Origin of the sequence: Clostridium sp. KNHs205, from assembly GCF_000702945.1 — a bacterium.
Taxonomy (GTDB): domain Bacteria; phylum Bacillota; class Clostridia; order Lachnospirales; family Lachnospiraceae; genus Anaerocolumna.
The window spans coordinates 159006-180755 of record NZ_JNLE01000005.1 but is presented as its reverse complement, the minus strand read 5'-3'; the positions used below and the strand labels follow the sequence as shown (position 1 = coordinate 180755).

16 protein-coding genes are annotated in these 21750 nt (G+C 36.4%); 15 read left to right on the top strand and 1 reads right to left on the bottom strand.

The window, feature by feature from the left end; translation table 11 throughout:
• Positions 1–39 precede the first annotated feature (39 nt).
• The 3 genes from BR73_RS0120435 (at position 40) to BR73_RS0120425 (ending at position 2234) form a co-directional block, all read left to right on the top strand.
• The gene (locus BR73_RS0120435) at positions 40–933 is read left to right on the top strand and encodes an NAD(+)/NADH kinase (RefSeq protein ID WP_033167777.1); all 894 of its coding nucleotides are present in this window, start codon (positions 40–42) and stop codon (positions 931–933) included.
• Positions 930–1391 carry an arginine repressor gene (gene argR / locus BR73_RS0120430; protein ID WP_033167776.1) on the top strand — a complete coding sequence of 154 codons (462 nt, stop codon included), beginning with the start codon at positions 930–932 and terminating at the stop codon, positions 1389–1391. Before BR73_RS0120435 ends, argR begins: the two co-directional genes overlap by 4 nt.
• A gap of 114 nt (positions 1392–1505) precedes the next feature.
• A complete protein-coding gene (locus BR73_RS0120425) occupies positions 1506–2234 on the top strand; it encodes a YebC/PmpR family DNA-binding transcriptional regulator (protein WP_033167775.1) in 729 nt (242 codons plus the stop codon).
• A 249-nt stretch (positions 2235–2483) separates the two neighbouring features.
• Here the strand turns inward: BR73_RS0120425 and BR73_RS0120420 are convergent, their stop codons facing one another.
• Positions 2484–3773, bottom strand: coding sequence for a LysM peptidoglycan-binding domain-containing protein (locus BR73_RS0120420; RefSeq protein ID WP_033167774.1), 1290 nt, complete (start codon positions 3771–3773; stop codon positions 2484–2486).
• A gap of 357 nt (positions 3774–4130) precedes the next feature.
• Between BR73_RS0120420 and BR73_RS0120415 the strand changes: the two genes are divergently transcribed.
• From BR73_RS0120415 to gpmI, 12 genes are all read left to right on the top strand, one after another.
• Positions 4131–4640: a YcxB family protein gene (locus BR73_RS0120415; protein ID WP_033167773.1), complete on the top strand. Its 510-nt coding sequence runs from the start codon at positions 4131–4133 to the stop codon at positions 4638–4640.
• Positions 4641–4834: 194 nt separating this feature from the next.
• Positions 4835–8692 (top strand): Ig-like domain-containing protein, encoded by a 3858-nt coding sequence (locus BR73_RS27730; RefSeq protein ID WP_051685446.1) that lies wholly within the window; start codon positions 4835–4837, stop codon positions 8690–8692.
• Positions 8693–9279: 587 nt separating this feature from the next.
• A complete protein-coding gene (gene recN, locus BR73_RS0120400; RefSeq protein ID WP_033167772.1) occupies positions 9280–10962 on the top strand; it encodes a DNA repair protein RecN in 1683 nt (560 codons plus the stop codon).
• Positions 10963–11332: 370 nt separating this feature from the next.
• Positions 11333–12622 carry a SpoIVB peptidase gene (spoIVB, locus tag BR73_RS0120395; protein WP_033167771.1) on the top strand — a complete coding sequence of 430 codons (1290 nt, stop codon included), beginning with the start codon at positions 11333–11335 and terminating at the stop codon, positions 12620–12622.
• A gap of 481 nt (positions 12623–13103) precedes the next feature.
• Positions 13104–13907: a sporulation transcription factor Spo0A gene (spo0A, locus tag BR73_RS0120390; RefSeq protein ID WP_033167770.1), complete on the top strand. Its 804-nt coding sequence runs from the start codon at positions 13104–13106 to the stop codon at positions 13905–13907.
• Positions 13908–14121: 214 nt separating this feature from the next.
• A complete protein-coding gene (gene glgA, locus BR73_RS0120385; protein WP_033167769.1) occupies positions 14122–15564 on the top strand; it encodes a glycogen synthase GlgA in 1443 nt (480 codons plus the stop codon).
• A gap of 181 nt (positions 15565–15745) precedes the next feature.
• Entirely contained in the window at positions 15746–15931 is a 186-nt protein-coding gene (locus BR73_RS0120380) for a hypothetical protein (RefSeq protein WP_033167768.1), read from the top strand.
• Between the two features lie 11 nt (positions 15932–15942).
• The gene (locus BR73_RS0120375) at positions 15943–16248 is read left to right on the top strand and encodes a spore coat protein (protein WP_081848811.1); all 306 of its coding nucleotides are present in this window, start codon (positions 15943–15945) and stop codon (positions 16246–16248) included.
• A 416-nt stretch (positions 16249–16664) separates the two neighbouring features.
• On the top strand, positions 16665–17678 hold the full coding sequence (gene gap, locus BR73_RS0120370; RefSeq protein WP_033167767.1) for a type I glyceraldehyde-3-phosphate dehydrogenase: 1014 nt from the start codon (positions 16665–16667) through the stop codon (positions 17676–17678).
• A 239-nt stretch (positions 17679–17917) separates the two neighbouring features.
• Positions 17918–19114, top strand: coding sequence for a phosphoglycerate kinase (locus tag BR73_RS0120365; protein WP_033167766.1), 1197 nt, complete (start codon positions 17918–17920; stop codon positions 19112–19114).
• A gap of 105 nt (positions 19115–19219) precedes the next feature.
• Positions 19220–19966, top strand: a complete 747-nt coding sequence (gene tpiA / locus BR73_RS0120360) for a triose-phosphate isomerase (RefSeq protein WP_033167765.1) — start codon at positions 19220–19222, stop codon at positions 19964–19966.
• Positions 19967–20166: 200 nt separating this feature from the next.
• Positions 20167–21711: a 2,3-bisphosphoglycerate-independent phosphoglycerate mutase gene (gene gpmI / locus BR73_RS0120355; RefSeq protein ID WP_033167764.1), complete on the top strand. Its 1545-nt coding sequence runs from the start codon at positions 20167–20169 to the stop codon at positions 21709–21711.
• The last annotated feature ends 39 nt before the right edge of the window (positions 21712–21750 follow it).

The window sequence follows — 21750 nt, the reverse complement described above, 5'->3', positions numbered from 1 at the left end:
TGTATAAATAACCACAGCAATGTAAGTACAGGAGCTTTCATGAATAAATTTTGTCTGATAACCAATCGTAACAAAGATGCGGATTTAGAGCTGACCAATGAGATTGTGAAATATATGACACTGCATCAGAAGGATTGTGTGTGTGTTGACAGGAAAGAAAACTGCAGTTATACAATTAACAGCAGTAGCAGTAATATGGGACAAACCTTTTCGGAAGAAATAGAAGAAGATGTTGATTGTATCATCGTATTAGGCGGGGATGGTACAATAATTCAGGCAGCTGATTCTGTATGCGGCTTAGGGATTCCAATCCTGGGAATCAATCTGGGGACACTGGGATTTCTGGCTGAAATCGAAAAGCAGCAGATATGGACTGCCTTAGACAGCCTTTTTGAAGATAATTATTCTATAGAAGAAAGAATTATGCTTCATGGAAGCCTGGTAGAAGGTGAAAATGTAGAAAGTCTTGGTATAGTACTTAATGATATTGTAATATCTCGAAGCAATTTTTCAAGAATTATTAACATAGGCATTTATGTCAACGGCGAGCTGGCAGACAGTTACCGCGGAGACGGTGTTATTGTGTCTACCCCTACCGGTTCAACAGGTTATAGCCTATCTTCCGGAGGACCAGTGGTAAAACCTGATGCTGACATACTGGTAATAACCCCGATTTGTCCTCATACCCTGGGAGCAAGAAGTATAATTGTCTCATCTGGAGATTCAGTCAGAATTCAGATCAATGAGAATAAACAGCCCAATGAAGAAGGTGCAGTTGCTGTACTGGATGGAAGACCGGCAGGAGAGCTAAAGGCAGGAAGCAGTATTCATATTACAAAAGCCCATGAAAAAACAAGAATGGTAAAGATTAATCACGTAGAATTTTTTGAAGTTCTGAGAAAAAAAATCGGACAAGGCGGAGAAAAGGGATGAAAGTTGGCAGACAGAGCAAAATTATTGAGCTCATTAGTAAAAATGATATAGAAACACAAGAAGATTTAGCGGATCTGTTGACCCAGGCTGGATATAACGTGACTCAGGCAACCATTTCACGTGACATCAGAGAGCTAAAGCTGACGAAAGTTGCTGTGGATGACGGAAGACAGAAATATATTGTACTAAATAACACAGAAACCGGAATGAGCGAGAAATATGTAAGAGTATTAAGAGAAGGTTTTCTTTCCATGGATATGGCTCAGAATATTATCGTAATCAAGACGGTATCAGGAATGGCTATGGCGGTAGCAGCTGCTCTGGATGCACTTCATATTCAGGGAATAATGGGGTGTATAGCAGGTGATGATACGTTAATGTGTGTTATCAAGACTACGGAAGAAACCATAGGGGTTATGGAAAAGCTTAATAAACTAATTAATTCGAAATCCTTGTAAATGGAAAATTTCCATGGTAAAATAAATATAATTCAGTAACCTTGTCAGTCCGTAAAAGGGATTCATTTTTTACGGTCTTTTTTGGACTGACGGTATAAAAAAGGAGAAATACGTATGTCAGGACATTCCAAGTTTGCAAATATTAAGCATAAAAAAGAAAAGAATGATGCTGTTAAAGGTAAGATTTTTACTAAATTGGGAAGAGAAATAGCAGTAGCAGTAAAAGAAGGCGGAGCAGATCCTAACTCAAACAGCAGATTAAAAGATATTATTGCCAAAGCAAAAGCCAATAATATGCCCAATGATACCATTGACAGAAGTATAAAGAAAGCAGCAGGAGATGCTAATTCCGTTAATTATGAATTTGTGACTTATGAAGGCTATGGTCCTAACGGAACTGCTATTATCGTTGAAGCTCTTACTGATAATAAGAACCGTACTGCCTCAAACGTAAGAAATGCTTTCACAAAAGGAAATGGTAATGTTGGAACCCCTGGCTGTGTATCTTTTATGTTCGACAGAAGAGGACAGATAATCATTGATAAAGAAGAGTATGATAAAGAAGCGGATGATCTGATGATGCTGGCCCTTGATGCAGGTGCTTCAGATTTTAATGAAGAAGAAGACAGCTATGAGATTCTTTCAGACGAAGACAGCTTCAGTGCAGTAAGAGAAGCCCTTGAAAATGCCGGTATTCCTATGGCACAGGCAGAAGTAACCATGATTCCTCAGACCTGGGTAGAGCTTAACGATGACCAGGATATTAAAATGATGAATCGTACACTTGATTTATTAGATGAAGATGACGATGTCCAGGAAGTATATCATAACTGGGATGAGTGAAGCTGAATAGTAGAATTACAATGAGCTGGATATTTTGTCCAATTATATTTGTAAGCGATGTTTACTAGTAGGCTTAAGGTGCTGTACTAAAACCCCCTCCTTAACTGTTAAGCCACATTTTATAGCAGTGGGAGTGGGTTTTTTCTGTATGTGCACTTAGACCGATTATTGCAAAATACATAACAGATACTAATTTCTATAGTCTTTCAAACTACATCCCTAGTCTTTCTTACCAGCAAATGGATCAGACTATTTTAATTTAATTATATCGAAAATAGCATTTATCATTGTCCATAGTTGAGCATTATAAATCATAATATTCCATATGCCACAGCCATTAAGGCTATATTCCAGTATTAAGTTCTCTACAGCATAAATCGTTCTTGCGTCGATAAACCAAACAATATGTTGGAAGGGATAATCAAAACTAAACTGATTATAGTAAAAATAAGGTGTTTGTGAAACGTTATCAAATTGAATACTTGTTCCAACCTGATAAGCTAAATTTAAGACCGCATCCAAACTTAGAGATACTGCACTTGATTTGTTTGGTATATATGGTAACTGCCAATCATAACCGATACTCTGTATTCCGATAATTAATTTATCAGATGATACAGAGGCCGATACATAATTCATCAATGCCCTTAAATTGGTTATATTAGTTACTGGGTCAGGTGGGCCGTAATCAAAACCAAATTTAAATTTTACAAAGATTAAACCATTAACATTTTGGCTTAATCTTGCATAATCTATTTGTTCAACTTTTATTATCCCCTCTACTATTTGAATATTAATATTTATTGTTATAAAAAAGAGAAAGCCTTCCGGTTGTATACGATTATAAATTTTTTGTACAAAGTTTTGATATAGAAATTCATTATCCTCATTCAGATAATTAAAAACAATATTAATACCTTTATAGCCTTTGCTTTTCATTATCTCGATAGAATTATTAATCGTTATCTCTTGGAGTTCTTCATTTAAAAGTATTCTATAAGCGGTTTCTGTATTTGTTACTCCTGCTGGTGTTAATGTAGTAAGCATCATTAATGGAATAACACCATAGTCATTGGTTAATTTAATGATTTCTGTATCTTCCTGGTACTCAATTATTTCGCCATTTTCTGTTGCTGTATAATTAAAAATAGATAGATAAGTCAAATTAGGCAGTGTTTTTATTAATGTATCCCGTCTAAGAAAAGGATAGGTAAAGCCATTGGTGGTAATACCTTTAATTGTGTTATAACTTATCACCAAGGTTTCACCTATATAAAGGTATTCTCTATCTGAAAGAAAGGAGTTGTTTCTTAATATTTCCATAGGTGTGATACTGTATGAATTAGCTATACTTAGTAAAGTATCGCCTTGTTGTACAGTATGTGACTGCTTTGGATATGTTATTACAATTGTCTGACCTATTACAAGGTTAACTGGGTAAACCAAGCCATTATCTATTGCTATTCTAGTGACGTCAACACCATATTTTTCAGCAATTGTATAAAGACTATCCCCTTCTTGAACCACATGTATATCCATAAAGTAGTAATCCTATATATTTAATTGCTATATTATATGATATTATTTATAAATTATAATAATCATTAGCAGAAAATAGCTTTTGTTCATAATCCTATATAGAAAATTGGGTAAAAGTTAAGGCCACATCAGCCGGGGTACCATTGTCATAGAGAAAAGACTATTGATTTAATTTGAATTAATTTGTCGTATAATATATAATAAATGAATGCAATTATAATAAGTTTTTATTTTTGTTTTACTCCTTCGGGTATAAAATTGGAAGGTTATAATACTTAGCTTTTATAAGCTGAAGGTAAAACATAGCTATACTTATATATAACCCGTAAACCTAATATTTGATTACAGTGAGGACGTATGGAAATTTTATTTGAGAATTGTTATACAATGTCAAAGGAACGTTATATTAGCTGGGCTAAGAATCCTGCAAAGAAAAATAAGCTGAACTTAATATGGAATGTTCTGACCTTTTTTATTACAATTACGATGGTACAGGCGTTACTGAGCAGAGACTATTTGTTAATCCCTTTTTATTTCGTGTTGATTGCCTATTGCATTTACCGTAGTTTTTTCCAAACCAGAGTTCTGTTTGTGAAGCAATATAAAGCAAATGCTGCCGCACAGGGAAAAAGTGAATGGGAACGTATCATAAGATTGACTAATTGCATTGATGTAGAAGATGGAAATATAAAAGCTCAATACCAGTGGGATCAGGTAAAAGAATATTTTGAGAACGGAGATGACTATATTTTTGTTTTTAAAAATGGATCGGGGATTAGGCTGGATAAGAATGGTTTTCGTAAAGGAACATACGAAGAGTTTTTAGTATATATAAATGATAAATTCGATAAGATGCCAATTAAGTAGTGGAAGAATGAATATTAAAATTAATTTATAGCATTTGGATATAGGAATATATAACCATGGGTGTTGCAATAAATGACACAGGAATGACAAAAGATACCATTAAATTTAAATCAAATACAACTAAATGGAAGTTTGTATTTAACCGATATATCTAAAAGAAAGTAGAATGGAGCAGCAAGACAGGGAGGACTTTAATGAATCAACAAAGTATGAAAAAAAAACGTAGGTGTATAGCCATATTATGCTGTTTGTTAATTGCTTTTACAGCAATTTTCCAACCAAATAGTACCACAAGAATCGAAGCTGCAACTGGCTATTATTTTACAGTAAATGGTACTGTATTTGAATCCTACTCGAAATTACCCTTGACAACAGATACCAGTAATATACAGATAAGCGGTGCATCCGGGGTAGATATGTCAGATGCCAGTAATATACACTGGTTCGTAAATAATACTGATGTTACATCTGGAAATTCAGCGAATAATTCAAGTATTATTCATATAAAAGATATCAGTACAAATAAACTGCAGGCAAAACTCGAACGTGTGGGTCCGGGATATGCTCAGGTAATGGTCACATTTGAGAAAAACAACATAAACTACTCGCTGTATCTTAATGTTGAAGTTGGTTTTGATATTGACCGTACTGATTTTGTAAATGCTTTAAATTCAGGTAGTGCGGTACAAATTGATCGAAGTGTAATGTTATTTAAAGACTTAGCTACTACACAACAGATTAAATTGGTCTATTCACCGGTGGATAATGGACTCAGTGGATTACAGTCTGATAATGCCAGTTTAAAATACAGTAGTTCTGACAAAAATGTTGCAGAAGTTGATTCAAAAGGAATTGTTAAACCCGTGGGTGCAGGAGTTGCGATAATAACTGTCAGTACGAATAATGTTGCTGCAGATGTTTCACAGTCGCCCATGAAAAAAACATTTAAAATAGTTATAACTCCCAAAGCCGGAAAACTGACTGACACAACACTAAGCAGCAAGGTAGAGCAAATTACAGATCAGTCCGTTACTTTTAAGACAAATGCGAAAGATCCGGCAAATTTAACCTGGAGAGTGTATAAGAAGTCAAGTACAGGCCTTAGTATTATTACACAAACTACAGGAGTTATTAATTATTATACAACTCCTGCAACAGGTTCAACGGATTTTGGTACTCTTACTGTTGCAAATGCCCAGGTAGGTGAATATGTTCTTATGGGTTTTACGGATTCGATGTATATACCAAGTGATATTAGTCTTGACAATCAAGATTCTGTAGCCGTTCCATATGTAAAAATCTATGTGGATTTCAGACCTAAAGTACCTGCCTATTTAGTAATGAATGTTAATGATACCTATGATATGGCTAATGCAGCCGGTATTAAAGGAAATTCTGATTATACAATCACCAGCAGTAAAAATGATATTGCAGGAATAAGCAACGGAACTATATATGCCAAGAAAAGCGGTACCAGTGTAATTACTGTAAAGAATAATACTTCAGGATCCTCTGAGATATACACTACAAATTTAACGGTAGTGGATGGTATATCTCTTAATATGACAGAAGCATATATTTATACTGCCGGTGAACTTCAGTTACTGGCGACAACAACAACGGATCAGTCAAGTGTTGTGTGGACAAGTGTTTTGAATCCCGCACTTCCGTTTTCCTCAAGCAATGACGGCTCCAAGTATGCTACCGTTGAAAATGGGTTGATAAAGGGTGTCTCTAAAGGAAATGCATATATTGTAGCAACCATTACCATTGACGGCGTTGTTAAGCAGGCATATTGTCTTGTTCATGTTGAAAATACAGTAACAAAATTAACTATAAATCCTGAAACTGTTATATTGGACAAAACCGGTTTTAAGACCCTGAAAGCAGAATTTGATAACAACAGTACAAGAAGCATTCCGATAAAATGGACCAGCTCAAATCCTGAAATCGTTGAAATCGCCGAAAGCAGTTCTACATATGCAAACATTGCTGCCAAAGGTGTGGCTGGAACTGTTATTATTACTGCAATTAATACAGAAAATTATATTATTGGCTATAGTAAAGTTACGGTTAAAGAAAGTGTGTCAAGTATAACCTTGTCAGCAACTTCCTTAAATCTCATGCAGTCAGCAAAAACTTATCAGTTAAATGCAACTGTTAATCCTTCCACTGCCACAGAACAGGGAGTAACCTGGAAGTCTACCAATCCAAGTGTGGCTACAGTTAATGATAAAGGCTTAATTACATTAGTTGCTCCGGGAACTACATCTATTATTGCAACCTCTGTAGATAATCCATCTGTAACAGCAGTATGTAATCTGACGGTAGGTGTTTCTGCATCCGGCATTAAATTAGATGAGTCCAGTAAGGTAATGTACACTGGAGAGAAAACGAAACTATCGTATGTTATTACTCCTACCAATGCAACCAATACGGCAGTTACGTGGAGTACTTCTGATTCAAGTGTAGTAAATGTGGACTCTAACGGAAATATTACAGCTGTAAAAGCAGGAACAGCAGTAATTATATTAAAAACCGCAGATGGTCTTTATATGTCCACCTGTACAATAACAGTAAAAGAAAAAGCGACAGGGCTGGCATTTGACGTAACAAGTCTGGAACTATATGTTGGTAAGACATATACCATAACAGTAACACCTACTCCGGCTACGGCAACAGACTATACCTTAACCTGGGCTTCACTGGATGCTACAATAGCTTCTGTGAATGAGAAAGGTACCATAACAGCAAAAGCAGCCGGCAAGACGATGATTACGGCTACTACATCAACAGGTACAATTTTATACTGTAATGTTACGGTAAAAGCTGAAGCTACAGGGCTTCAATTGAATTATACGGAGAAAACCGTTGTAATTGGTGATACCTTTGACTTGAAAGCAACCATTAAGCCTAGTGCCGCAGCCAGCGAAGTTACGGTAATATGGGCAAGCTCTAAGACAAGTGTAGCTACTGTAACAAGCAGCGGCAGAATTAAAGGTATCAAAGGTGGTACTGCAGTTATAACTGCTAAGACCTCCGATGGTAAATTTACGGCATTTTGTACAGTTACTGTAATAGAAAAGGTAACCAGTATTAAATTAAATAAAACCAGTTATAAACTTGGACTTAAAAAGAGTTATAACTTAGTGGCTACTGTAAAGACCAATGCAGCAACTAATCCAAAAGTTAAATGGAAATCCAGCAATACGAAAGTTGTTACAGTGGACCAAAAGGGTAAGATTACCGGCAAAGCTATCGGTACTGCTACTATTACAGTAACAGCACTTGACGGCAGTGGTGTTACTGCTACCTCTTCGATACGGGTTGTAAGGTCTGTTACTTCGGTAACCCTTAACAGAACTGCAGTAACGACTGTTGTTGGTAAAAGCTTTACCTTAAAAGCTACAGTTAAGCCGAATAACTCAACATACAGAACAGTTACCTGGAAGTCCAGTGATGAATCAGTTGCAATTGTAGATTCTGCCGGTAAGGTAACCGCCTTAAAAGCCGGTAACGTAACAATTAAGGCATCTGCAAAAGACAGCAGCGGTAAATATGCAATCAGTTATGTTATTGTACAACCGAGAGTTCCTTCCAACAGTGTTACAATTATGAATCAAAATTTGACCATGGTAGTTGGTGAAACAGCCATCCTGGAAAAAGCATTAAATCCCGCTACCTCAACGGATACAGTAAAATGGGCCAGTGATAATAAATCGGTAGCAGATGTTACCACTTCCGGTAAATTAACAGCTAAACGCCCTGGTATTGCAAATTTAACGGTTATGACAGAGTCAGGAAAAACCGCTACTACGAAAGTAACAGTAGTTGGATTAAATACAACTAATCTGGTACTGGAGCAATATTCGGATTATACCTTGTATGTACTCGGTATCAGTAGTAATGTTTCCTGGGATGTTGTAAATTCTGATATAGCTGTTGTAACAAATGGAAAAGTAAGCACCAGAAGAACAGGCACTACTACAATTATAGCCAATGTTAATGGTAGAAGGTTAACTTGTAAGCTAACAGTTACAAAGATAAAGTAATGAATAATAAATGAATTATTTTGACCATCAGATGCGGATTGCTTTTCCGTATCTGGTGGTAAATATAAATTAATCTAAATGCATCAGTTCTATTTCTTTTGATTTTTCTTCTTTTACATACTCTTAGTTATTATTGTCCCCAGTACTATACAGCTAATTGAATATCAGATATAACACAAAGCATATAAAATTACAGTTTATGCAGGGCTGTAGTTTGAGATAAGATTTTTTTTACCTAAGTAGATTACTTCATGTTTCTTTGTTCTACCTCTTTTTTCTCGTTTAACAATCTATTTGTTATTACAATTCTTACTATAAATCTCATTACAATACTTATTATTTCTTATTACAATTCATATTTTTGCTGTTTTGATACCGTTTTTCTAAAATTCTGGCTGCTTTGAAGCAAATTCGAGAAAACATTCTATAATCTCAAACTTACAGCTACAATTAATTACCCAACAACCAGGATAAATTACTTGCGCAAAATTTTATGTTATGTTATTATGAGAAAAAGAACATATGTTTTGTATGGCGCAATTAAATAATTTATCATAAATATCACTTAACCTTTAGGAGGAGAAAGCTTGCTGTTCAATTTACATGTAAAGAATTTTGCAATTATTGATGAAGTAGATATAACCTTGAAGGATGGGCTAAATATACTTACAGGAGAAACCGGAGCAGGAAAGTCCATTATTATTGGCTCTATTAATGTATGCTTAGGAGGAAAGATCAGTAAAGACATAATAAGGCGCGGTGCGGACTATGCCATGGTTGAACTTCTTTTTGAAACCGGCAGTAAGGCGGTGGAGAACAGAATGAAAGAGCTTGATCTGCCCTTTGAAGACAGACAGATACTGATAACCCGTAAGATTACCAACGGGAAAAGTATCAGCAAAATTAATGGAGAGATAGTTACGAGCCAGAGTTTAAAAGAAATAGCAGCATTACTGATAGATATCCATGGCCAGCACGAACATCAATCCTTGCTCTACAAAGAGAATTATCTTGATATTATAGACCGCTATGCCAAAGAGGAAGTTTTCCTGTTAAAACAAAAGCTATCCAAGGAATTTTTACAGCTGACAGAATTGAAAAACAAACTTTCGGAATTAATGATTGATGAGGACAAGCGTCTTCGTGAAATATCCTATCTTGAATATGAGATAAAAGAGATTACGGAAGCAAAATTAAAGCAAGGAGAAGACGAACTATTAACAAGTGAATATAAGAAGCTTTCAAATGCCAGAATAATAGCAGAAGGAATCGGGCAGGTTTATGATTATATGGGCTATCAGTCAGCAGGGTCAGCAGGAGAAATGATAGGAAGAAGCGTCAAACAACTATCTAAGCTGATTGAATATGATAAGAATCTGGAAGGTATATATAATCAACTACTTGATGTAGAAGCACTTGTTAATGATTTTAATCGTAATCTTTCTGAATATCAATCGGATTTAAACAATCAGGAAGAAGATTTTACAGCAGTGGAAGAGCGTTTAAATCTGATAAATCATCTGAAGGCAAAATATGGGAATTCTATAACTGATATATTGAAGGTATTAGAAGAAGGCGAGCTTAAGCTGGAGCAGTACTATAATTACGAGGTAACACTTGAGGAGCTTAACAGACAGATAGCAGAACAAGAAAGAGAAGTACATAGCCTTTGCGTTAAATTATCAGAAATACGAAAGAAAAACGCAAAAGTGTTGGCGGCTAAGATCAAAAATGCTTTGCTTGATCTGAATTTTCTTGATGTTCAGTTTGCCATTGAACTAAGCCAGAAGGAAAATTATACAAAAGACGGCTTTGATGACGCAGAATACCTCATATCTGTTAATCCTGGTGAAGAAATGAAGACTCTGTCAAAAGTTGCTTCCGGAGGAGAATTATCGAGAATAATGCTTGCCATAAAATCAGTATTTGCAGATAAGGATGAGATAGATACATTGATTTTTGATGAGATAGATACCGGTATCAGCGGAAGAACAGCCCAAAAGGTATCGGAGAAATTATCAGAGATATCCTTCAGTCATCAGATAATCTGTATCACCCATCTGGCCCAGATTGCCTCCATGGCCGATAGTCATTTTATTATTGAAAAACAGACAGATGGACAGACTACAAGAACCGGCATACGACAGTTAAAAGAACAGCAATCCATTGAAGAAATTGCCAGAATACTCGGTGGTGCAGAAATAACCAAAACAGTTCTAGACAGTGCAAAGGAAATGATTACATTAGCGAAAAAAAACAAAAAAAGATAGTTTGAAAATTTATTTACTACACATACTAACATAAGGCAGTTATTTTAAGGATATACACTTTTTAGTGTATATCCTTTTTTATGTGATAGAAAATGGTGTTTTGATAATAGGACATTTTCCTCTATTGGATAAAGACCTGCCGGACGGTTTGTGCATGAAGAGTGAAAGAAGAGGATCACTATGGTGACACCGTATCGGCACTGGAATCCCGGCAATAAGACCCTTTGTTCTAAAAGCCTGATAAACTCTATTGCATAAAATAAAAGGGTATTTCTTTAACTGCTGTCTAAACATGTATATTCGTATGATAGATATCTGTTTATATAAAATTTGAATATTTACGCGAAAAAGCGTAGAGGGAGCTGAAATCATGCATAGAAGATCTATTTATCGTAAAATCCTTATTCTGGTTTTGTGTATTAATATAATGGTATTGGGTTATTTTACCTATCGGTATATTGACAACAGCGTACCGGATTCTATCAAAATCCTGGTGGGGGAAGATGAAGAATTTAATTTTAAGTTACCAATGGAAGGCAGTGTAACTTACGGAGATGTAGATGTTCTAAGTGTAAATAATAAAACTGTTCCGGGAGATCAGATTAAACTGAACTTAAGCAAGCCCTTTACGATTAATTCCAGTGAGGCAGGCAGTTACAAAGTCAATCTGAAATTATTTGGATTTTGGAATTTCAAGGAAGTTACCATAGGTGTCATAGATCAGAAAGAAGTAATTCCTTGTGGGAATCCTATAGGTATTTATATTGAAACCGATGGTGTTATGGTTCTTGGTACTGGTGTAATAAACGGAGCCGATGGTTTAAATTATGAACCTTCCCTGAATAAGCTAAAAACCGGCGATTATATAACTAAAGTAAACAGCACCGTAATCCATAACAAAGAAGAATTAATTGAGGAAATACAGCATAGTGACGGAAAGGATGTAAAGATTACCTTACGGCGTGATGATAAACTTACAGAATACAAAGTTACACCTGTAAAAACCCCGGATGGAGAGTATAAGATAGGAGCCTGGATAAGAGATAATACACAAGGTATAGGTACACTTACCTTTATCACACCGGACGGTCAGTTTGGTGCCTTAGGGCATGGAATTACAGATATAGATACCAGTCTTCTGATGGAAATTGAACGAGGTTATTTATATAATGCCGACATTATGACTATCATCAAAGGAAAACAAGGGGTTCCCGGAGAATTGATAGGGTTGATCAAGCAAAATTCAGAGGATAAAATAGGTGATATTCTGAAGAACTCAAATCAAGGTATCTTTGGTAGAATTGGTACGGGATTCGTCAAAGCAAAGTCCTATGATGCAATACCAGTGGGGTTAAAGCAGGAGATTAAACTTGGACCTGCAACCATATTTTCCTGTGTAGAAAATGAAGTAAAAGAATATAAAATAAATATTGACAAAATAGATCTTAACAGCCAGAGTCCTAATAAAGGAATGGTAATAAGCATAACAGATAAAGCTTTAATTGACAAAACCGGTGGAATCGTGCAAGGGATGAGCGGCAGTCCTATCATACAGAATGGCAAGATAATAGGAGCTGTAACTCACGTCTTCATACAGGATTCAACCAAAGGTTACGGGACATTTATCGAAAATATGCTTAATAATCTGGAAGATAAATAAAATAAAGCTGCAATCGACCTATTGCAACTATAGCAATAAAATGCTACAGTATTTAACAATAGAATTTCTTAAAAAGAATTCTTATTATGTAAAAAGAAATATAATATTTCTTATATACACAAAACAAAAGCACCCATGTCGTAAATTGCGATAAGAAAGAATTGATAATATGGAAATATATGTATATAATATGGATATGTCAATAATTTACATTTCATTCTTCGCGGATTCTACGAATTGACTTGCTTCATCCGTAACGTAATATGTAAAAGGCTGTATATTTAAAGTTGAATACTTAATTCTATAGAAAAAGTCGAGATTTTGTTAAAAAATATGGAAAATATTGACTTGAAAGCCAATTAGAGTTATAATATGGTACGGATGAACTATTTTTTAGCAGGTGATTATACAAAGGAGGTAAATAAGTATTCAAGTCAGACAATTTTTTTAAGCAAAAGGAATATTTTGGGAGGAAAACAAAGTGGGTAAAATCAATGTAGCAATTGTGGATGACAATGAAAGAATCGTTAAGCTGTTAGAAGAAATCTTAAAGGGAGACTCAGATATTGAAGTAGTAGGAACAGCTGACAATGGTATCGACGCACTGGATGTTATACGGGATAAGAAGCCGGATGTAGTTCTTTTGGATTTGATAATGCCTAAATTGGATGGTTTGGGTGTTATGGAAAAGATCAGGTTGGATGAAAGTTATAAAAGTATACCGGCATTTATTGTGATTACTGCAATCGGGCAGGAAGGTGTAACTGAGAATGCATTTGAATTAGGTGCAAGTTACTATATTATGAAACCCTTTGATAACAATATGGTTCTTACGAGAATCAAACAGATCAGAGGCGATTTACATAATACGAAAGTATTTGAAAATCACCGTGTAAGCACTTACGAGAGTAAGGATGATTACAAGGAAAGAAATCTGGAATCCGATGTAACAAATATAATTCATGAAATAGGGGTGCCTGCCCACATTAAAGGATATCAGTATCTTAGAGATGCTATTATGATGTCTGTAAATGACAGTGAAATGTTAAATTCCATTACAAAGCTGTTATATCCGTCCATTGCAAAACGTCATAAGACAACGCCCAGCAGAGTAGAAAGAGCTATAAGACATGCTATAGAAGTTGCATGGAGCAGAGGAAAAATGGACACCATAGATGAACTATTTGGTTATACTGTTAGTAACGGCAAAGGAAAGCCGACCAATTCTGAGTTTGTAGCCTTAATCGCTGACAAAATCAGACTGGAATATAAATTAAGAGCATAACAGCTATCAGACATTGCTGTTAGAATTACACTGCTTCAGTAAAAGGGGTACGAGCGCTAAGCGTTCGTTTTACTGAAGCAGTTTTTTAATGAAAAAACTTCACTAACAAAGGAAAATCATGTATAATTAATACATAAAAACATAGAATGGATTTATTGATGTAGCTTATATTTCAAATTTTGTGCTGTCCTTATTGGCAGAATGCGAGGTAAAAATGAAAAAAATATTATTTGCAGCTTCTGAATGTGTTCCATTTCTTAAGACAGGTGGTCTTGCAGATGTTGTAGGGGCCTTACCCAAATACATTAATAAAGATGAATACGATATACGTGTTGTAATGCCAAATTACAAAACAATACCAGATGTACTGAAAGAAAAAATGGAGTTTAAATGCAATTTTAATATGGATTTATCCTGGAGAAACAAGTATGTGGGATTGTTGGAGATATATGAAGGCGGAATCCATTACTATTTTATCGATAATGAATATTATTTTTGTGGTAATACACCTTATGGGAACATTTACGAAGATATCGAAAAGTTTGCATTTTTTTCAAAAGCTGCTTTATCAATTCTTCCGATAATTGAATTCAAACCGGATGTAATACACTGTCATGACTGGCAGACTGGTCTGATACCTGTCTATTTAAAAGACTTATTTTCAGGAGATGAATTCTTTAGTGGTATTAAATCAATAATGACAATACATAATCTGAAATTCCAGGGAGTATGGGATGTAAAAACCGTGAAAGATGTAACCGGACTATCCGACTATTATTTTACGCCGGATAAACTGGAGGCCTACGGAGATGCTAATTATCTAAAAGGCGGCATCACCTACGCAGATAAGGTGACAACTGTCAGTAAGACTTATGCAGAGGAAATAAAAACCCCCTATTACGGAGAGGGACTGGATGGCCTGATGCGGGCAAGGAATAATTCCCTGGAGGGCATCATAAACGGTATAGATTACGAAGAATATAATCCGGCTGCAGATAAGCTGATACCAATACAATATAACAGCAAAACTTTCAGAAAAGAAAAGTGGAAGAATAAGAAAGCACTTCAGGAAGAATTGGGATTAGAAGTGAATCCGAAGAAATTTATGATAGGAATTGTTTCCAGACTGACTGATCAGAAGGGATTGGATCTGATTGACTGCGTAATAGATAGTATCTGCTCGGAAGATGCTCAATTAGTTGTGGTGGGTACCGGAGAAGCTAAATATGAAAACCTTTTCCGCCATTATGCCTGGAAATACGGTGACCGGGTATCTGCCAGTATTTTCTTCTCAGAGGAGAGAGCCCACAGAGTTTATGCGGCTTGTGATGCATTTTTGATGCCATCTCTGTTCGAACCATGCGGCTTAAGCCAGTTAATCAGCTTACGCTACGGAACTGTACCCATTGTGAGGGAAACAGGCGGACTTAAGGATACTGTAATACCTTACAATGAGTTTGATAATACAGGGACAGGATTTAGTTTTCACAATTACAATGCACACGAAATGCTGTCTGTTATAAATTATGCCAAACATATCTTCTACAATAAAAAAAGAGAATGGAACAAAATAGTTGACCGTGGAATGACTATGGATTATTCCTGGAAGAATTCTGCTGCTCTCTATGAAGAACTGTATGATAATATGATTCAGTAAACATTAATATTGCCCAAAAAATAATAACTAAGATAGTTTTATTTTAAAAATATAAAATATAAAAATATATACTCTTTTTTTCCTGCATAAGAAAGAGACCTCTAAGCAATAATAAATCTAGATAATAAAGCAAAAATTATGGCTGTTATCTGAGAATATTACGTATAAGGAGGAAATATGAATGAGTAACTTATCTAAACTTGATGTTCAGAATTTAAGACACCTTTTAGTCTTCGGAGAAGCTGATAAACAGAAATACCAGACCTATGCCGAGCAGTGCACAGATCCTAATGTGAAACAGTTTTTCCAGAAAGAAGTGCAGGCATCTGAGCAAAAAAGACAGAAACTAATTCAATTTCTTAAATAGGAGGTTTCAATATGCAGGAACAAGCAATGGTAACAGACGCTCTTAGTTCAATTAATGCAGGTTTAAAAAGTCTTGGTGATATGATTTCACAGGCAGAGGATCAGGAACTCAGACAGACATTACAGCAGATGAGAAATGATGCAGAAACCTGCCAGCATGAGCTATATACAATAGCAAAAAACAAAAATTATTATCCTCCCTCACAAAAAGCAACAGAGGATGAGATAACAAACCTGAGAAATATTGCTAATCAGACAGCACAGTCCTCTCAAAGCGGACAATCTGCACAAGGACAGGCAGCTCAGGGTATGAGATAACAGCCTGACAAGGTGTAATCCTCAATTACGAAGAAATATCGTATCAAATGTTATAGAAACGAATTCGGCAGGGAGTCCATGAAAACATACTGCATCCTGCAGTATACTCCCATGTCCGGATTCCTCATTTTGTAATGTTGTATAGATTTCAGCAGTGAATAAATATAAATGGAAAAATATTACTGATAAAATGCACAAAGATTTTTGTCTCTGTAATCTTTTTATGAAGTATCTATTAATCTTATTTGAATTTATATTTTGTACTTGATATTTTCCTATAAAAAAGGTAAAATAATATAGTGTTTGAGAAAATTTTGTCAATCATGCTGGTTAATAGCTGTCGCTCCTACATAAGACTATTGTTATGGAACATATGGCAGCATATTATAAAATTAACAATTAGGAGGAATATAATCATGGCAGTAAAAGTAGCAATTAATGGTTTCGGACGTATTGGACGTCTTGCATTCAGACAGATGTTTGGAGCAGAAGGATATGAAATCGTAGCTATCAACGACTTAACAAATCCTAAAATGCTTGCACACTTATTAAAATATGATACAGCACAGGGAAGATACGCTTTAGCTGATAAAGTTGAAGCAAAAGAGTCTTCTATCGTAGTAGATGGTAAAGAGATCAAAATCTATGCTGAGAAAAACGCAGCAGACCTTCCTTGGGGAGAGATCGGTGTAGATGTAGTACTTGAGTGTACTGGTTTCTATGTATCAAAAGCTAAATCTCAGGCACATATCGATGCAGGTGCTAAGAAGGTTGTAATCTCTGCTCCCGCAGGTGATGATCTTCCTACAATCGTATTCGGTGTTAACGAGAATACTTTAACAGCAGCAGATACAATCATTTCTGCAGCTTCCTGTACTACAAACTGCTTAGCTCCTATGGCTAAAACATTAAATGACTTATCTGAAATTGAAAAAGGCTTCATGACAACAATTCACTCCTATACTGGTGACCAGATGACATTAGATGGTCCTCATCCTAAGGGAGATTTAAGAAGAGCTCGTGCAGCTGCTGAAAATATCGTTCCTAACTCCACTGGTGCTGCTAAAGCTATCGGTCTTGTTATTCCTGAGTTATCCGGTAAATTAGACGGTGCAGCTCAGCGTGTACCTACCCCTACTGGTTCTATCACAGAATTAGTTGCTGTTACAAAGAGCAAAGTAACAAAAGATGATGTTAACAAAGCTATGAAAGCAGCTGCCAGCGCATCTTTCGGTTACACAGAAGAAGAATTAGTATCTTCCGATATCATCGGTATAAGTGAAGGTTCTTTATTCGATGCAACTCAGACAAAGGTTACTCCTCTTGATGGGGACAAGACTTTAGTTAAAGTTGTTTCCTGGTATGACAATGAGAATTCCTACACCAGCCAGATGGTTAGAACAATCAAATTCTTTGCTGAGTTAGCATAATAATAGTTTACGATTATTACTAACTGTATAATTCATCAATAGTTTTATCCTTGATTGTTACAGGATAAGGAATTTATTATAGTTTATAATTATATTGATCCTTAATGGGTCCGGTCTTTGTAGGCAAAGTCGAGGAACGTTAACCGAACCCTCTGCTTTTCTATAAAGATCGGTCTCATTTTTTATAAGAAAATTTAATTATATTAACATTTTCATGAACATATTGAAAGGAGTCTATTATGTTAAATAAAAAGTCAGTAGATGATATTAACGTTAAAGGCAAAAGAGTATTAGTACGTTGTGATTTCAATGTACCTTTACAGGAAGGCAAAATAACAGATGAAAACCGTCTGGTTGCCGCACTTCCCACTATTCAGAAATTAATAAAAGACGGCGGCAAGGTTATTCTTTGCTCCCACCTGGGTAAACCTAAGGGTGAGCCTAAGCCTGAGTTATCCTTGGCTCCTGTAGCTGTAAGACTTGCAGAGCTCTTAGGACAGCCTGTAAAATTTGCAGCTGATGCTACAGTAGTAGGCGAGAATGCAAAAAAAGCTGTTGCTGAAATGCAGGATGGTGAAGTGGTTCTTCTTGAGAATACACGTTATAGAGCAGAAGAGACAAAGAATGTAGATGCCTTCAGCGAAGATCTTGCTTCTATCACAGATATATTTGTAAACGATGCCTTTGGTACTGCCCATAGAGCACATTGCTCCAACGTTGGTATCACAAAATATGTTGATACTGCAGTAGTTGGATACTTAATGCAGAAAGAAATCGATTTCCTTGGTAATGCAGTTAACAACCCTGAAAGACCTTTTGTTGCAATCCTTGGAGGCTCCAAAGTTTCCAGTAAGATTTCTGTTATCAATAACCTTCTTGATAAAGTGGATACTCTTATCATCGGTGGAGGTATGGCCTTTACCTTCATGAAGGCAAAGGGAGAAGAAATCGGAAGCTCTATGTTAGAAGCTGATTACCTTGATTATGCAAAAGAAATGATTGAGAAAGCAGCTCAGAAAGGTGTTAAATTATTAATTCCTGTAGATACCATCGCTGCGAAATCTTTCTCTAATGATGCAGAATTCAAAACTGTAACCGGTGAAGAAGGAATCGAAGAAGGCTGGTTAGGTCTTGATATCGGTGAGAAAACCAGCAAACTTTATGCAGATGCTGTAAAAGAAGCAAAGACTGTAGTATGGAACGGACCTATGGGCGTTTTTGAAATGTCTAATTTTGCCAACGGTACTATCGCAGTTGCAAAAGCACTTGCAGAAATCGATGCAACAACCATCATCGGTGGTGGCGATTCAGCAGCAGCTGTTAATATCTTAGGCTTTGGTGATAAGATGACTCATATATCAACAGGCGGCGGTGCTTCACTTGAATTCCTGGAAGGAAAAGAACTTCCTGGTGTAGCAGCAGCTAACGATAAATAATTAGTACTTGATTAATAGCATAAAATCACAGCAGTAATTAATATATCAGGGACTGACAGCTTCGATGCCTGACAGTCCCTTTTCTTAAGGAAAAGGAGAAATGAAATGCGTAGAAAAATTATAGCCGGTAACTGGAAAATGAATAAGACTACCAGTGAGACCGTAACTCTTATCAATCAGTTAAAACCCCTTGTAGCAACAGAGGAAGCAGACGTGGTATTCTGTGTTCCTGCTATTTCCTTAACAACAGCAGTAGAAGCAGCAAAGGGTTCCAATATACAGATTGGTGCTGAGAATATGCATTTTGAGGAAAACGGAGCCTATACAGGAGAAATCGCACCTGGAATGCTCGATGATATCGGTGTTCATTATGTAATTATCGGACATTCCGAGAGAAGAGAGTATTTCGCAGAATCAGATGTAACAGTAAATAAGAAAGTATTGAAAGCTTTCGAGCATGGCATTACACCTATTGTCTGCTGCGGAGAATCCCTTACCCAGAGAGAGCAGGGCGTAACTATTGACTTTATCCGTCAGCAGATTAAGATCGCTTTCTTAAATGTAACTCCTGACCAGGCAAAAACAGCTGTAATTGCATATGAGCCTATCTGGGCTATTGGAACCGGCAAAGTAGCAACCTCTGCTCAGGCACAGGAAGTATGCAAAGCTATTCGTGAGTGCATCGCTGAAATCTATGATACAGATACAGCAGCAGCCATCCGTATACAGTACGGCGGTAGTGTTACAGCAGAATCTGCAGCAGAGTTATTTGCACAGCCTGATATCGACGGCGGATTAGTTGGCGGCGCAAGCTTAAAGCCTGATTTCGGAAAAATTGTTAATTATAAATAATATAAATGAAAATGCTTTTCATAATCTAAAGTTTCATTTATAATGTTATTGTAAAACTGTCTTACATAAGGTGAATAATCTTATGTAAGAATTCGCAGTTAAAACTGCCAGACATAATGAAGTGATATGAGGCTCACAATTTATTCTAACCAAACAGATGTGAAACATCTTTCGTGAGCTCCAGGAAAAGGAGTGTTCATATGAGTAAAAAACCTACAGTATTAATGATATTAGACGGCTATGGATTAAATGACAAGACCGAAGGTAATGCAGTAAAATTAGCAAAAACTCCTGTAATGGATAAACTGCTTTCTGAGTATCCCTGGGAAAAGGGCTACGCCAGTGGTATGGCGGTTGGACTTCCGGAAGGACAGATGGGAAATTCAGAAGTTGGACATTTAAACATGGGTGCCGGCAGAATTATATACCAGGAATTAACCAGAATAACAAAAGAAATCGCTGATGGAGATTTCTTTCAGAATGAAGCTTTAAAGAAAGCCATGGAGAACTGCAGAGAGAACAATTCAGATCTGCATTTATACGGACTGCTTTCAGACGGTGGCGTTCACAGCCATATTACACATGTATACGGATTGCTTGAAATGGCAAAAAGAGAAGGCGTTAAGAATGTTTATGTACACGCTTTCTTAGACGGAAGAGATACCCCTCCTACCTCTGGAAAAGGTTTTGTAATAGCACTGGAAGAGAAGATGAAAGAACTGGGTATCGGTAAGGTGGCTTCAGTAATGGGTCGTTACTATGTAATGGACCGTGATAACCGTTGGGACCGTGTAGAAAAAGCCTACCGTGCTCTTGCCTGCGGAGAAGGAGAAGAAGCTGCAAGTGCATCAGAGGCAGTGCAGGCTTCTTATGACAAAGAAATCAATGATGAATTTGTATTACCTACGGTTGTGAAGGAAAATGGCAAGCCGGTAGCTGTTATTAAAGAAAATGATTCTGTTATCTTCTTTAACTTCAGACCTGACCGTGCAAGAGAGATAACCAGAGCTTTCTGTGATGATGACTTTAAGGGCTTTGAAAGACCTGCAGGCAGAATACCTTTAACTTACCTTTGCTTTACAGAATATGATGTAACCATTGAGCATAAGCTTGTTGCCTTCCATAAGGTAGCTATAGATCATACCTTTGGCGAGTTTTTAGCCGAGAACAACTTAAAGCAGCTTAGAATGGCTGAGACAGAGAAATATGCCCATGTAACCTTTTTCTTTAACGGTGGTGTTGAAGTTCCCAACGAAGGGGAAGAGAGGATTCTTGTTAATTCTCCCAAGGTTGCAACCTATGACCTGCAGCCTGAGATGAGTGCTTTTTCAGTAGCTAAGAACCTTGTGGAAGCAATTGAATCATTAAAATATGACGTGATAATCGTAAATTTTGCAAACCCGGATATGGTTGGACATACAGGTATCGTAGAAGCGGCAGTGAAAGCTGTTGAAGCTATTGATGTCTGCGTTGGACAGGTGTATGATGCTCTTATAAAAGTAGACGGTCAGATGTTTGTATGCGCGGATCATGGTAATGTAGAACAGCTTATCGATTATGAGACAGGCGAGCCTTTTACCGCACATACCACCAACCCCGTTCCTTTTGTTCTTGTGAATTATGATAAGGAATATGGATTAAGAGAAGGTGGCTGTTTAGCGGATATTGCACCTACTTTGATAGAAATGCTGGGATTAACAAAACCTGTTGAAATGACCGGTAAATCCTTACTGATAAAGAAATAGCAGGGCATACCCATAAGAATTAAAGCTTACGCTTGTCTT